Origin of the sequence: Sorangium sp. So ce726 (assembly GCF_051521405.1) — a bacterium.
Classification (GTDB): Bacteria; Myxococcota_A; Polyangia; order Polyangiales; family Polyangiaceae; genus Sorangium.
This window is the reverse complement of record NZ_CP150349.1, coordinates 5,576,385-5,590,533: the sequence shown is the minus strand read 5'-3', so window position 1 is coordinate 5,590,533 and position 14,149 is coordinate 5,576,385. Positions and strand designations below refer to the sequence as shown.

The 14,149-nt window shown below is 69.5% G+C and carries 12 protein-coding genes and 1 pseudogene; 6 read left to right on the top strand and 7 right to left on the bottom strand.

All coding sequences use genetic code 11. From position 1 onward, the window contains the following. Positions 1–14: 14 nt before the first annotated feature. Positions 15–3,353: a DNRLRE domain-containing protein gene (locus WME79_RS20750; RefSeq protein ID WP_437538375.1), complete on the bottom strand. Its 3,339-nt coding sequence runs from the start codon at positions 3,351–3,353 to the stop codon at positions 15–17. Positions 3,354–3,548: 195 nt separating this feature from the next. Between WME79_RS20750 and WME79_RS20745 the strand changes: the two genes are divergently transcribed. Then, positions 3,549–3,806 (top strand): hypothetical protein, encoded by a 258-nt coding sequence (locus WME79_RS20745; protein ID WP_437538374.1) that lies wholly within the window; start codon positions 3,549–3,551, stop codon positions 3,804–3,806. Between the two features lie 413 nt (positions 3,807–4,219). Here the strand turns inward: WME79_RS20745 and WME79_RS20740 are convergent, their stop codons facing one another. Then, positions 4,220–4,897, bottom strand: coding sequence for a putative quinol monooxygenase (locus WME79_RS20740; protein WP_437538373.1), 678 nt, complete (start codon positions 4,895–4,897; stop codon positions 4,220–4,222). A gap of 586 nt (positions 4,898–5,483) precedes the next feature. Here WME79_RS20740 and WME79_RS20735 point away from each other — a divergent pair. Beyond that, the gene (locus WME79_RS20735) at positions 5,484–6,395 is read left to right on the top strand and encodes a hypothetical protein (protein ID WP_437538372.1); all 912 of its coding nucleotides are present in this window, start codon (positions 5,484–5,486) and stop codon (positions 6,393–6,395) included. Between the two features lie 36 nt (positions 6,396–6,431). Further along, positions 6,432–6,581: a hypothetical protein gene (locus WME79_RS20730; RefSeq protein WP_437538371.1), complete on the top strand. Its 150-nt coding sequence runs from the start codon at positions 6,432–6,434 to the stop codon at positions 6,579–6,581. Positions 6,582–6,957: 376 nt separating this feature from the next. Here the strand turns inward: WME79_RS20730 and WME79_RS20725 are convergent, their stop codons facing one another. Together WME79_RS20725 and WME79_RS20720 are read right to left on the bottom strand one after the other, a co-directional pair. After that, entirely contained in the window at positions 6,958–7,923 is a 966-nt protein-coding gene (locus WME79_RS20725; protein ID WP_437538370.1) for a protocatechuate 3,4-dioxygenase, read from the bottom strand. Between the two features lie 100 nt (positions 7,924–8,023). Then, positions 8,024–9,553 carry a hypothetical protein gene (locus WME79_RS20720; RefSeq protein WP_437538369.1) on the bottom strand — a complete coding sequence of 510 codons (1,530 nt, stop codon included), beginning with the start codon at positions 9,551–9,553 and terminating at the stop codon, positions 8,024–8,026. Positions 9,554–9,849: 296 nt separating this feature from the next. Here WME79_RS20720 and WME79_RS20715 point away from each other — a divergent pair, with 296 nt between their 5' ends. The 3 genes from WME79_RS20715 to WME79_RS20705 all read left to right on the top strand — a co-directional run bounded on the left by WME79_RS20715 (position 9,850) and on the right by WME79_RS20705 (position 12,779). Continuing rightward, positions 9,850–10,563, top strand: a complete 714-nt coding sequence (locus WME79_RS20715) for a response regulator transcription factor (protein WP_437538368.1) — start codon at positions 9,850–9,852, stop codon at positions 10,561–10,563. Continuing rightward, complete coding sequence (locus WME79_RS20710) at positions 10,560–11,930, top strand: sensor histidine kinase (protein ID WP_437538367.1); 1,371 nt, start codon at positions 10,560–10,562, stop codon at positions 11,928–11,930. The genes WME79_RS20715 and WME79_RS20710 overlap by 4 nt, the downstream gene beginning before the upstream one ends. A gap of 141 nt (positions 11,931–12,071) precedes the next feature. Further along, positions 12,072–12,779 carry a response regulator transcription factor gene (locus tag WME79_RS20705; protein WP_437538366.1) on the top strand — a complete coding sequence of 236 codons (708 nt, stop codon included), beginning with the start codon at positions 12,072–12,074 and terminating at the stop codon, positions 12,777–12,779. A 133-nt stretch (positions 12,780–12,912) separates the two neighbouring features. On the opposite strand, the gene WME79_RS20700 is transcribed toward WME79_RS20705, so the two are convergent. The 3 genes and pseudogenes from WME79_RS20700 to WME79_RS20690 all read right to left on the bottom strand — a co-directional run bounded on the left by WME79_RS20700 (position 12,913) and on the right by WME79_RS20690 (position 14,145). Next, positions 12,913–13,365, bottom strand: coding sequence for a hypothetical protein (locus tag WME79_RS20700; RefSeq protein WP_437540143.1), 453 nt, complete (start codon positions 13,363–13,365; stop codon positions 12,913–12,915). Positions 13,366–13,510: 145 nt separating this feature from the next. Then, positions 13,511–13,627 (bottom strand): annotated as a pseudogene (locus WME79_RS20695) (inorganic phosphate transporter); the annotation flags it as partial. Continuing rightward, a complete protein-coding gene (locus WME79_RS20690) occupies positions 13,624–14,145 on the bottom strand; it encodes a DUF47 domain-containing protein (RefSeq protein ID WP_437538365.1) in 522 nt (173 codons plus the stop codon). The gene WME79_RS20690 and the pseudogene WME79_RS20695, both read right to left, overlap by 4 nt. Between the last annotated feature and the right edge of the window lie 4 nt (positions 14,146–14,149).

The following is a 14,149-nucleotide window of genomic DNA, read 5'->3' as shown; positions in this document are numbered from 1 at the left end:
GAACGTGCCCAGGCTCATTCCACGTCAGGACACGAATACCCGATCTCCCAGTCCTGCACCTGAACTCCGCCGGCGCCGTCGCTCGTCGGATTCAGCGTCACCTGGAGCTCGAGGTAATCCGCTTGCGCTCCCGGCAGCGCGCCGAGATCGACGGCGCACGGCGGCGTCGAGGTGTCGTCGCACACCTGGGTATCGGCCGGCGTCGCGTGGGCGGTCGCGGCGAGCGTCACGGCCGCTGCGCCGAGATCGGCGGTGTCGTCGGCCGATCGCACGAAGAACTCGACGTTCGAGTCGCCCGGGGTGGTCGTCCTGTACGTGAGGTATTCCCACCGGGCCTTGGTCCCCGGCGGGCAGACGCCGTGGTAGCGCTCCCAGCTCGTGGTGATGGGCGAGAGGGTCTCGTCAGCGCACGGGACGGTCGCCTGGATCTTCCCGCCCGGGTTCTCGCGGACGATGGAGCAGGTCTGCGGACAGAGCTTCACGTTCGTGTTCCCGGACTCGAAGTACCAGCCCCCCGCGCCGCAGCTGCCGATATCGGCCCGGGGCGTGAGCGTCGTCTCCACGCCGGCGGCGTTCTCGTAGACGACGGACACCGACGCGGGATCCGAGACGCCCGCGGGGGGGACGGCGACGTCGCAGGGCAGCGCCTCTCCGCGGATCGAGACCAGCGCATTGAGGAGGCTACCTTGCAGCGTCGAACCGGCGCTGAGGTTGTGCGCCTGCCCTCCGCCTTGATCCGCGATGAGGTTGATGAGCTCCGCGTTCGAGTTGCCGAAGCCCACCGCGTGCACGCGAACGCCGTGGTTCACGAAGGCGTTTCGCGCCAGGTTTCCGATGGCGTTGGGGATGGTGTTGCAGCTCGACGGGACGCCGTCGGTGAGGAACACGACCGCGACCTCCTCCTCGGGGTGGGCGTTCTTGTAGTTGATCGCCCAGTTCGTGGCGCCGTCCAGCGCCGGGTACATCGGCGTTTCGCCGCTGGGCGTCGGGAAGTTGACGAAGGCCTGCATGAGCCTGATCTCTTGCTGATCTCCCATCGCCGCAGACGCCGCGGTCAACCTGTCGGCTGCGGCGCCGTTGAACGGGACGAGCGGCAGCGCGCAGCCGCCGCCGCCGGGGGGCGGACAGGAGGGCGTCTCATTGCAGGGGCCGGGGTTGTCGTGCGGCCAGAACCGGAACGCGACGCCGAGCCCCGCGGACGCCGGATCCTGGAAGAAGGACTTGAGCGCGTTCGTCGCCGGAATCCATCGATCCGCGCTCACGTCGACCCCCGATTGCGTCTGCCGCATCGAGGTGGAACGATCGAGCGCCACGAACAGGGTGACCGGCCTGACCTGCGCGGCGCTGGCCGTGGCGGTGCAGGCGGGCGACCCGCACTCGCCCGATTGATAGACGCTCCCGTTGTTGCCGCACTGGCACTCGGCGATCTGCCCGGCGCCAGGTGGATTGACGATGAGCTCCATGCCGTCGGTGACGCCGGTGCAGCCCGCCACGCTGATGCACTCGCCCGGCTCGATCGGCTCTGTCGTCGTGCAGGCGAGGGTGCCGCCGGTCGGGCTGCAGGCGTCGAGGACTTGGCTCGGGGCCGAGGAGGGGAGCTGGCCCGCGCCCGCAGCATAGCGGTGGATGGCGATGCCCGCGGGCGCCTGCGTGGTGCCGCGGTTGCACACGGGGATCGTCCCGCCGCAGGGCACGCCGATCGTGAGGTCCGGGAGGGAGCATTCGGGGTTCGTCTCGCCCGGCAGGTAGGCATTGCAGAGGCCCTGCTGCGGGCAGGTCTCGCCGCAGACGCTCTCCACGAGGTCGACGCAGCTCTGTGTCCAGGCGCCGCCCGGCGCGCAGCAGCTCGGCGACACATCGCAGACCTGCGACACGCACGAGTTGCAGCCCGCGTTCAACCGCGCGCCGGTGTAACACTTGTCGTGCGCGCAGCCCGGATCGGTCTCGCAGCTGGAGCCGCACATCGCCCCGGCCAGGGCGACGCATGTCGAGTCCCATTGCGGGGTGCCTGCGCTGCACGTCTTGCCACCACACTCCGTGGCGACATAGCCCGCGCATGTCGCGCTCCAGGTTCCGGTGCAGCGGCCGCCTACAAGGACCGTCCCTGCGGGGCACACGCCGCCGGGCGGGGTGCAGCGGCCTGGGAAGACGCAGGTGCTGCCCGTGCCGATGATCGCAGCGCACTGTGCCGAGGTCGTGCACGTGATATCGCAGCAGCGCGGATGGTTCGCGCAGATGGTCGCGATGCACGCGTCGCCGCAGGTCGTGTTCATGTTGGTCGCGGCGCCGGGAGCCGCCACGCACGCGTCGTGCGCGCAGTTGCCTGGTACGGCCGTCTGCGTGCAGCAGCTCGGCCGAGCGTCGCACACCTTCGTGACGCAGCCGCTGCACGTCGACAGCAGCGAGGTGCCCGTCGCGCACGGATCGTGAGCGCACGCGCCCTGCGCGGGGTTGTCGCAGTGCTGGTCGAACTGGCAGTCCTCGCCGGTCGTGCACGGCTCGTTCGTGCCCTGCCGCGCGATGGACTCCGGCAGCTCGTCGAGATCGCCGACCGACCAGTCATAGGTCGCGCCGGTCCCCTCGAGTTCGACGGGGCTCTCGCCCGGTGGCCCCTCGAACGACTCGCCGCCGCAGGGGGCGCACGGGCCGCCGCAATCGACGCCGTTCTCGCTGCCGTTCTGGATCCCGTCGTCGCACGTGACGTAGCAGACGTCGAGCTTCGGCCGGCTCGCGATCTCCGGCCGCTCGCTGCTCTTGAACTCGCTCCTGACGACCGGATCTTCCTCGATGAGGACGCCGTGGTTCTCGGCCTCGCCGCTCACCCACCCGCGCGCGAGCGCGGTGAGGTCGGAGGAGCGGACGCCGGCCGCCCCGCCGCCGCTGAACGACGCGACGATCGCTGGATCGAAGGACTCTCCGAAGCTCCCCCAGGTCGCGGTGGACTCCGCCCAGGCGCTCGTGACGCGGTGGATGCGGACCGTGCTGGTGTCCGTCTTGTAGATCTGCGAGAGCGACAGGTTCGCCGACACGACCTCGGCGTTCGATGGAAGGCCGGAGAGGTCGAACCGGAGCAAGCTGCGCCGGATCCCGCCGCTCGCGCTCGTCCCCGAGCTGAGCGCCACGTTCGCGCCGTCGTTCCAGGTCGGCGCGTTCTGCCAGAGCACGACGTCGGCGACGCCCGCTGGTCCGGCGCCGCGCTGGACGGTGGTGCACACCTGTCCTTCGGTCGATAGTTCCTGCGCGGCGCGCGCCACGCTCTCGTCGCCGTCGTCGCCCGCGCCGCCGGGATCGGCGCCGCACGAGGCCGCGAGGGCGCTCGCCAGACCAGCGCACAGGGCGCTGAGTATTTTCATTTTATCTCTCATGCAAAGGTTCTCCATGACAGACGTTGTGGTTCGCCGCGCAAGGCTTCGCCGAGCGCAAGGCCAGAGTCGTGTGGCCCCACGGTCATGAGCGCTGGGTACGAGGCGAGGTGCGGCGTGAGTCGCTGCAAAAGCCCAAGACAAATATCCATCCATGGTCCGCCGCTCACGCATGCATGTCAAGACGTGAAGACGACGATTCTGTGCGTCGGACATGGGATGCCGGCACCCGGCAGCTCGTTCATCGTTGAACTGTTTGCGTGGTCCGCAACGACTGCACCATGCCCGCATCGCCAGCAAGATTTTGCGAATTGCATCGTTTGCGCGGTCTGCATCGACTGCACCGCATCTGCAGCGCTCGCAACATTTTGCGAAGCTGTCATCAAGGCGGCGGAGGAGGAGGAGCCGCGTGCGATTCTGAACCGACGAACAATGGCAGATTGATGGACGACAGGACGATCGGTTGTCCTTTATCAGGCAGGCTCACGGCTTGACCGCCCGCCAGGAACTGCATGGAACCTGGAGCGCGACACGCGGAGACACGCGCTGTGAGGGGGCGCTGCCGCTCGGTGCGCGCGAGAAGGCAGGTCGCAAAGAGCGCCGTCGGCCAGGCCAGGGCGATTATGTTGAGGGTCAATTCCAGGGGCTCAGGTCCGGCGGAGCCGTACGAACCCGCGGGGACTGTGCGAGACGCGGGAACGGTGCGAGACGCGGGAATCGTGCGAACCGTGCGAGACCCCCGCGCGGGCGCGACGATGGGCTTGACTTCCAAGCGGTCGGTCGCTCTTCCCCTGAGAGCGCCGCAGGTCGCCGCTCGCGTGGAGGACGTTGGCCTGTCGGCAGCCTTGGTTGTAGTGCTACGACCCCTCGACCAGATCTCGCAGCTGAGTCAGCTCCTGATCCACCCATTCTCTCTGCTCGTCGAAAGCCGTCTCGGAGCAGCCCGGCGGCCGCTGTAGGGTGAAGAGGAGCAGGCTCCCGGGGCCGTGCCGCACGACGCGCATGGGCATCCGCAGCTCGCCGCTGCCTGGATCCACGCAGTGCCAGACGACGCCCGCGGACGGGTCTGCCTCGTAGCGGAAGCGCACGTCTCCCTGGGGGGAGCTCACGATCCAGCGCTCCCCCTCCTGTCGCAATCCCTGGCAGAAGCGCGTGCTCCAGCGGGGCAGGAGGCGGATGTCCGCGGCCAGGCGGAACGCCGTGTCCAGGGGAGCGCGCGTCAGGGCGAGGGCCGTATATCGCGTGTCCCCGGGCTCGTGGCCCGGATAGTAGCTCACCTCCAGGCGCTCCAGCAGCGCGCGCATGCGCGGAAACAAGGCGGCTCCGTGGGGCGAGCCGCAGTGGGCGGCCAGCGCCTCCCCGTCTTGATAGCGGTCCAGGACCACATAGCGTCCGGGCGCGCCGTCCCTGAACAGGTCGTAGCTGAGCGTGCCCGGCTCCTGGGCCCGGACCGCGGCCGCGTGGGTCCTGAAGATGGCCTCGAATTCCGCCTCGGAACCCGCCTTGGCCTGCGCGTGCTTGATGCCACCGATCATGAATCCTCCTTCCGACCTCGCGGAAGCTACGCACCGGCGGGCCGGCCTACTTGGAGGATCTTGCGATCGGTCGGCGGCTGTCCTCGGAGGCGCCGGACGGCCGACGGGCTGCACCCGATCTCCCGGCGAAACCCGTCGGTGAGTTGGCCGCCCCAAAGGCCCCAGGGGCCGCCGAGGTGGCAGCCGGCCCGCCCGCCGTCAGCCACCTCGGCCCAGGGCCGGCCGGGTCGGGTCTAGGCGATGGTCGTCCCAACCCAGCGGGTGTCGACAGCCTTCCCTTGCGACGTGCGCTGGACGGGCCACCGTCCGGTGTTCCGCAGCCCTGCTTCCGGGGACCAGCCGGGGGCAGGGCGCTTTGCTAAGCACCCTGCAAGATAGCAACGAAATGCCTTGTTTTCCGGCGTTCCTGAGCAGATAGCACACGGGTTGTCCTAGCCAGCGTGCGCGTATACAGCTTGTTTGACGGCGTCTTCGCGCGATGGTCGAAGACCGCCGATGGGCGGCGCTCTGCCCGTGGTAGCATCACGACATGCGCGTACGGCTCATCATGGATACCGATGGCGGCGATCGATCCATATCGATGCTCGTGGAACTCGAGGAGCCGCCGGCTGTGGGCTCGATCTTCAAGGAGGAGCGCGACGAGCGCGAGTGGCGCGTGCTGAACCTGGACTTCGACCCAGAGGCCGATGCCAACGAGGCGCTCACCGAACGCCGCGCAAGGGCCGATGCCGAGGCGAAGCTCGCCGAGCGAGAAGCCGAGGTGGATCGGCTACTCGCCGTGCTCTCCGCCGACCGTGCCGCCGCGCGTGCGCTGGTGGACGCGTTGCCGAGATGCGGCACGGATCACGCCGAGGAGTACGAGGCAGCGGCGACCACCGAGATGCGGTGGGACGAGATGGGCTCGCGCGTCGAGCTCTCCGACGGGGGCCGCCGCAAGGAATCGACGGGCCTGCCGTACGCCGCCCCGCTTCGCGTGCTGCTCGAACGGATGAAGACCTGGGGCGATGCGGTGGATGCGCCGGGTGAGCCCATGCCGAGGGAGCCCGCCGACGCCCCGGACCCGCGCTGGTCGGCTGCGCTGGCGCAGCACGCCCGCGAGCTCTGGGAGGACTGGGAGGGCGAGTCCGTGAAGCCGATCCTGGCCGCGCTCGCCGTCGGCGTGGCGACCAAGCGAGAGGCGACGCTGGTTCTCACCGCACGCGGATACAAGCCCGGCCGAGTGAGGCGCGTGCTGTCCGCCGAGTTGGCGGAGGAGCCGCCGCCCACGCCAGAGGACGTGGTGGCCCACATGCGCGACGTGGCGACCATCGTGGCAGCAGGAAACGCCACATTGCCGGCGTTCGACTGGGAGGAGTACTTTGCGCGGAGCGAGCGTCTCGGAAGGTCCGCGCTCGTGATCATGGAGCCGACGATGAAGTATCAACAGCGCGAGCAGTCAGTGGAGGATGGTAGTCCGGACGACGCCGACCGCTGCGACGTTGAGGAGACGGACCGTTAGGAGGACATCTACCGGCGCAAGGACGGCAACGACCTCATGACGCAGGTCATCCCAGAGGCGCACATCGCCTACATCGAGCTCATGAAGCTGTACGGGTGGGACGCGGAGAAGGAGCGGGAGTTCCGCGCGTGGCTCATGCACCGGATCGGTCGTCAAGGCGACCCGGGGGCCATTGCTCAAAATTGAGCACTACCGGAAAAACTCTCGGCGGCGGGTGTCGACAGCCTTCGAGGAGCGAAGAAGCTGGTGGTGGGGTACTTACCCCACTCTGCCAGAATGATGGAACCGCCAAGACGCCAGAAGACGCCAAGAGAAACACAAAAATCTTGGCGTCTTCTGGCGTCTTGGCGGTTCAAAAGACCCCACCTTCGGCCAAAGTACCCCACCACCAAGAAGCTCTCGGCGGCGGGTGTCGACAGCCTCCGAGGAGAGAAAACGCGGCGACATCGGCGATCGCCGCACAACGATCAGCGTAACCCTGTCGATCTGGCAAGCGCCGTCTTCGCGAGCTCCTCCCCGACGCCCTGCATCCCGCTTGCTCGGCTCGACGGGTCGCTGCGGCTCAGCTGCCGGGCGGGCCACCACCGGTGCCGGGCGGGCCACCACCGGCGCCAGGCGGGCCACCGCCGAAGCCGGGCGGGCCACCGCCGGCGCCGGGCGGGACCGGGCCGTCGGCGTCGCCACAGAGCGTCTCTTCCAGCGACGAGCGGATCACGAGCACCTTCCACGCGAGCAGCGCGCCGTCGGGCTGGAGCGCGGTCGAGAGCAGGGCCCCGTCACCCGCGTAGATGGAATCTGCCGAGTTGATCGTGTCCGGCTGCCCGAACTCCTTGTAGTCCGCGTGCTCGGCGAAGAGCTGCGCGGTCAGATCCTCGGGGAGGAAGAGCTGGGACGTGACGTACTCCTGACCTCCGACGCGCAGGGTGAAGTGGATGTGGACGGCGCGCCCCTGGTACCACCCCGGATAGCAGGTATCGAAGTCGACCCGGCCGCCGGCGCCGGTCGTCTGTACGCCGCGGAAGTAACGGTGCGACTCCGCGTCGGCGTCATCGAACGTGCACATGGCCACCGCGTCATTGCCAGAGTACAGGCCTGCATTGCGGGTGTGCCAGATATCGACGGAAGCGCCCTCGACAGGCTCGCAGGACTCGTCGACGACGAGGAGCGCCAGCCGGACGGGCAGGCCCGGGTACCCCTCGCTGATGTCCCTTCGCTCGATGGTCTCCGCATAGCAGGGCCCGAGCATGAGCGCGCAGGTCATGGCGCACGTGGCGCCGACACCGTCCTTGAAGGGATCGGGGTAATCGCCGGACATCGACGCCGTGCCGCCGCTGGCCCACCCGCCGGCGCTCGCGGTGCCCCCCGTACCCCCAGCGCCGCCGGCGCCTCCTGCGCCGCCGCTGCCGGCGCTCGCGCTCGACTCGTCGCAGCTGGCGAGGCCAGCGAGGGGCACCGCCGCCAAGGCGACGCCGAGGCCTTGAAGAACATCGCGCCGCGTGACGGCATGTGGCGCTTTTTTCTGATCCATCTCGTCTCTCATCTCTTCCTCCTGGAACATCCGACATCCCATGGCAGTCAGCGCCGCCGCTGGGAGAAGAACGCCTGGTGGTCCTGGCCCCCGGCGCGCGTCACTCCGCGGTGGCGCCCGCCTCGATCCAGGCGCGGATTGTCTGGATCTCCTTGTCCGTGGGCTTCACGCCGGCGGGGGGCATCGGCGTGCCGCACTCGGTGCATTCGATGCCGCTGAAGTCTCCGGTCAGCTTGCGGAACAACCAGCTCGTGCTGGGGGAGCCTGGATCGACCAGCGGCAGTTCGACCTCGGTGGCCGTCACCCCGACCAGGGCTTCGCGCACCTTGGAGGGGGCGACCTCGGTGAGCACCAGCCCCTGGGAAGCAGCCACCGCGCCGTGGCAGCCGGTGCAGTACGCATTCAGGATGGGCGCCACCTCCTCCGCGAACACGCCCGTCTCCGTGGTCGTCGGGCCGCTGGACGGCGGCGCCGCGTGACCGAGCGCATGCATCTCCTCGCACTGCGCGATCATCTCGGTCTTGTAACTCGCGTCGTCCTCACCGATGCCCTTCGCGACCCGATAGCGCTCCCACATGTCGTCGATCCAGCCATGCAGCCGCCAGAAGGACACCAGGACGACATTGACGTTGTTGTTGACCAGGTTGTACGGCGAGCCTGGCACGGCCCACTGCGAGTGCAGCCCGCCGTGGATGCTGCCCGGAGGACGGCCGGAATCGTCCGTTCCGCCACCGCTCCCACCCGTTCCGCCACCACCTCCGCTCGTTCCGTCGCTGCCGCCCGTTCCATCGTCGCTCCCAGCCGTTCCATCGTCGCTGCCGCCCGTTCCGCCGCCAAAGCCGGGAGGACCCCCCGGCGGGAACTCGCCGGGCGGGAACTCGCCGGGCGGGAGCCCGCCCGGGAACCCGCCGTCTCCCAGCTGGATCCATTTTCCGAAGTCGTCCTCGCTCTCGAACAGATCGAGGTTGTTCTCGATGTCCTGCAGGAGCGCGATCGTTGCCAGCTGGTCCTCGCTCCAGCGGATGTCGACCCACGGCAACGGGTTCTCGGGATCATCCTGGGTCAGCGGCACCTCCTTGAAGCCGCTGAGGAGGGCGGCGTGCCTGGGGAACGCTTCCTTGAATCCACGGATCATGTGGCGATGCATCACGAGGAACGCATAGCCGTCGCCGGGCTCGCCTTCCTGGATCTCGGCGCGCCACAAGCCGCGCGCTTCCATGACCTCGGCGCCCTCGCAAACGCCTCCTCCTGGGGGGCTCTGCATGCAGCCCAGATCCCAGCGCCGGATGTTGTGCCAGTCGCCGTGCTCCTGAACCCATTTCTGCTCCTCGAGCCAGTCGACCATCTCCTGAGGCAACTGCAGGTCATACTGGTCGTCCGAGGGATCGCCCGGGTCGCCCTCGTTCGTGGTGATCCGGATGGGCTCTCCGGTCATCGTCGCGTCGCGCGGATCTGGATCGTAGGGTGTGCCGCACAGGGCATGCTCGCCGGTGTGCGTGCCCGTGTCGGCCTGCGCATCATCGGTCGTCTTCGTGCACGACGCCGGGACGAGGGCGAGCAAGAGCGCGATGGGCGAGAGCCCTCTGGCGCCCCTGCTGCCCCGGCCCGAAGAGGTGGAGTCCGTTCCCATGTTGCTCAGCGTGAGTTGCTCCGAGCGGCCGAGAGGCGCGGCCTGGGCTGGAAGCCCAGCAGCCCATCGCAAAAATCGAGCGTGAACCATGTCAGTTCTCCTTGGCGCCTTCTTTCCGCGGCCGGCGACGCCGGTGATCGAGAGGAGGAAGGCCGCTCTCCTCACGAAGGCGTTCCACGTCCGCCCGGCCCGCCCGCGACGATGGCCGCCCGCCATGTGGGCGTCGTTGCTGGACTGTGTCGGAGTGTTTCAGGCGGGCTCGCCCCGCCCCGCACGCGGCTATCTTCGGATCTCGAATGGATACCCTGGAGCCTCCGATCCGCGCCCTCCTCGTCGAGGACGACGAGCGCCTCGCCCGCTTCACCCGCGAGTACCTGGAGGAGCACGGCGTCTCCATCACCCACGCCGCCGACGGCGAGGCCGGCCTGCGCGAGGGCCGGCGCGGCGGCCACGACGTGATCATCCTCGACCTCCTGCTCCCGCGCCGGAGCGGCCTCGAGGTCTGCCAGGCCCTGCGCGAGGGCTCCGACGTGCCGGTCCTCATGGTGACAGCCCGGGCCGAAGAGGCCGATCGCGTCCTCGGCCTGGAGATGGGCGCGGACGATTATCTCATCAAGCCTTTCTCCTCGCGCGAGCTGCTCGCGCGTATCCGCGCCATGGTCCGCCGCGCCCGCGGCCAGGTCACCTCGGGGCCGCGGGTGCTGCGCGTGGGCCCTCTGGTGCTCCACACCGGCAGCTTGCGGGCCACCCTGGGCGGCCGGGAGCTCACGCTCACCGCCTACGAGTTCACGCTGCTCCGCGTGCTGGCCGAGCGCCGGGGGCGGGTGCTCACCCGCGAGCAGCTGCTCGATCTGGCCAAGGGCGCCGCGGAGGAGGCCTTCGATCGCTCCATCGATGTCCGCATCTCGCGCCTCCGGCAGAAGCTCGAGGCTGACCCGAAGCGACCGCGGCTGCTCAAGACCGTGCGGGGCGCCGGCTACGTGCTCGCCGACGACGAGGTGGACCCGTGAGCCGCGTCGGCCGCGCGCTGCGCCGCTTTCTGGTGCGGGTCTATCTCCACGGTCTGCTCCTCATCCTCCTCGCCGGCGCTTCGGTCTTCCTTGTGATGGAGCTGATGGCGCGCCCCGCGATGGATCAGCGTTTTTACGGGATGGTCACCTGGGTGGTGGACCAGGCGGCCCTCTCCGCCGGCGATCCGGCGCGCCTCGAGCGCGAGATCGCCGCCGTCCGGGACCGCCTGGACATCCACCTGTCCCTCTACGACACGCGCGGCGCGCTGATCGCGACCAACGTCCACCCCCCGTTGCCACCGCTCCCCGCCGAGGAGGCGGCCCGGCTCGAGCCCGGCGTCACCTTGCCTATCGAGCCCCTGCACAGGCACGCTGTCGCCTTCGTCGTCGGCGGCCGCCGCGTCGGCCACGCGGTCACCGGACGCGCCATGCCCGCCCCGAGCCCCACGCCCGCGGTGGTCGCCTTCCTCGCGGTCCTGCTGGTGCTCGCGGTCGGATCGCTCCCGCTCGCGCGATCCGTGGCGCGCCCCATCGAGCGCCTGCGCGCGGTGACCCAGGCCTTCGGCGCGGGCCGGCTCGAGGAGCGTTCGGCCATCGCGCGGCAGGACGAGATCGGCGATCTCGCCCGCTCCTTCGACGAGATGGCCGATCGCCTGGTCGTCCTGCGCCGCGCCGAGAAGGAGCTGCTCGCCAACGTCTCTCACGAGCTCCGCACGCCCCTCTCGCGGATCCGGGTGGTGGTGGATCTCGCGAGCGAGGGTGATCCCGAGCGCGTCCGCGGCTACCTCGGTGAGATCGCGGAGGATCTGGGCGAGCTCGAGCGGCTGGTCGGAGACGTTCTCACCGCCGCGCGGCTGGATCTCGCGATCGCTCCGGGCGGCCTCCCGCGCCTCGAGCGCGCGCCGATGGACTTTGGCGCTCTCGTCGAGGGCGCGGCGACCCGCTTTCGCACGCGCTCCCCCGAGCGACAGCTCGCCCTCGTGGTCGATCTCGACAGGCCCGCCTCGCTCACGGCCGATCGATGCCTGCTGCGGCGGGCGATCGACAACCTCCTCGACAACGCGCAGAAGTACTCGGATCCCGACGCGCCCGTGCGGCTTTGCGCGCGTGTCGAGAGCGGCGCCGCGGTGATCGAGGTGGAGGATCGCGGCGCCGGCATCTCCGAGGAGGATCGGCCCAACCTCTTCCGCCCGTTTTTCCGGGGTGACCGGAGCCGCACCCGCGCGACCGGCGGCGTCGGCCTCGGCCTGGTGCTGGCGCGCCGGATCGTGGAGGCGCACGGCGGTCGGCTGGAGATCGAGAGTCGGGTGGGCGAGGGGACGACGGCGCGGATCGCGCTGCCGGCGGAGGCAGCGGAGGCAGCGTGAGCCATGCGACCGCGGCGGGGAGCCTCGGTGCTCGCGCGACGCGCGCGGCAGATTGCCCGCTACCGCATGCCCGCTGCATCCATGTTAAGCAATGGTTAGCGGGCGTCTCCGCCGGCGCGCGAATGGTACGCTGCGGTGACGATGGCAGTTGAGAGGTGCGCAGCGTCGATCGTGTACATCGAGGACGACGAGAGGCTCGCGCGCCTCACGGCGCGGTACCTCGAATCGCACAACATGCGCGTCACCGTCGCGGCCGGGGCCCGCGAGGGCATCGCCTGCGTCCTGCGGGAGCGCCCCGACGTCATCCTCCTCGATCTCTTGCTCCCCGAGATCGACGGCTTCGAGGTCTGCCAGAAGCTCCGCGCCCGCGTCGATACGCCGATCATCATGGTCACGGCGCGCGGCGAGGAGACGGATCGCGTGCTGGCCCTCGAAGGAGGCGCGGACGACTACATCACCAAGCCGTTCTCGGCGCGGGAGCTTCTGGCGCACATCCGGGCGCAGGCGCGGCGCGCCCGCGGCCTCGCGGGCCCCACCTCGGAGCGCCGTCTCGTCACCGGCCCGCTCATCATCGAGCCGGCCGCGCGGCGGGCGATCTTCGACGGCGTCGAGCTGTCGCTCACGACCTACGAGTTCGATCTGCTCCACACGCTGGCCGCGCGCGCAGGGCGCGTGCTCACGCGCGAGCAGCTCGTCGATCTCGTGCTGGGCAGCGCCGGCGAGGCGTTCGATCGATCGATCGACGTGCACATCTCTCACTTGCGCAGGAAGCTCGGCGACGAGCCGAGGAGCCCCCGGCTCATCAAGACCGTCCGCGGCATCGGCTACGTGTTCGCCGACGACGCGTGAAGTATGGCGATCCGGGCCCTCCTGCGGGCGCTCCGCGTCTACCTCGTGGGGCTCGCGGTTCGAGGAAGCCACCGCCCCCGGCGGTCGCGGGATGACGACGTTCCAGGCCCGAGCCGGCGGGCCTCGCGTGGCGTCATTGGGCCGCCCCGGGCACGCAGAGGCCCATCATGCAGCTGTTGCCGGCCGCGCAGTCCTGCGCTCCGGCGCACGGGAACGAGCATCGTTGCGCGGTCAGGTTGCACTTGTGCGTCCCGCAGCTCGAGTCGGACTGACACGGCAACGCCAGAGGGTTTGTCGTGGTTCCGGCCGCGGTCGCCGTCGCCGTGGGCGCCGTGGTGGTCCCCTGCTGCGGGTATCCTTGCTGCGGATACCCCTGCTGCGGGTATCCTTGCTGCGGATACCCCTGCTGCGGGTATCCTTGCTGCGGATACCCCTGTTGCGGGTATGCCTGCGTGGTCCCCTGCTGGGGATATCCTCCCTGTGCCGTGGATGGGTCCTGCGCCGGAGGCTCGCTGGAGCAGGAGGTGACCGAGATCGATGTGGTGAAGAGAGCGAAGGCGAACAGCGACGAGACGTTCTTTTCCATAGAGCTGTACTCCCGAGCCTGCGGGATCTCTGTTCTGGAAGTGTGAACGGATTGTGAGCGATTGTGTTGCTCGCCTCGAGGCGAGCACGACGCCCCGGCCCCCTCGTTGGCAGGCCTCGGTCAGGGCGCTCCGGTCCGCGCTCCGCGGGGAGCGCACCCGCGTGGAGACCACGGTGGCGATGGAGTTGACGGCATCGTGGAAGCGGTTGATGAGATCGAACGCCAACGCGACGAGGATGATCGCGATGACGTAGGTCGTCACGCGTGCTCGAGCACCACGCCCTCGATGACGTTGGCGACGTCCTCGCACCGGTCGGTGGCGTTCTCGAGCTGATCGTAGATGTCACGCCACTTCATCACGAGCAGCGGGTCGCTGTCTTGTTTGTAGAGCGCCGCCAGGGCCACGCAGTAGTGCGCGTCGGCGGCGTTCTCGTGGCGGTTGATCTCGACGCAGAGCTCGAGCAGCCGGGCGCGGTCCTCCACGTCGCGGAGCGAGCTGGTCGCCTCGCTCGTGGCGGCGCACGCGGCCACCACCGACTCGGCGAGGAGGCGCGCCTCCGCCATCGCACTCTGGATCTCGAAGAGGACGAACCGCTCGCTGGCGGCCTCGATGCAATCGAGCACGTCGTCGAGCCGGGTGATCAGCGCGTGGATCTCCTCCCGATCGAGGGGGGTGATCGTTCTCGAAGTACTGCTATGGCGTGAACGCGGAGCTGACGCTGCCGGGGGAGCGATCGCCGAGGAGGGGCGGGCGCGGCGGGTGAGCCGCCGATCACCCACCCTT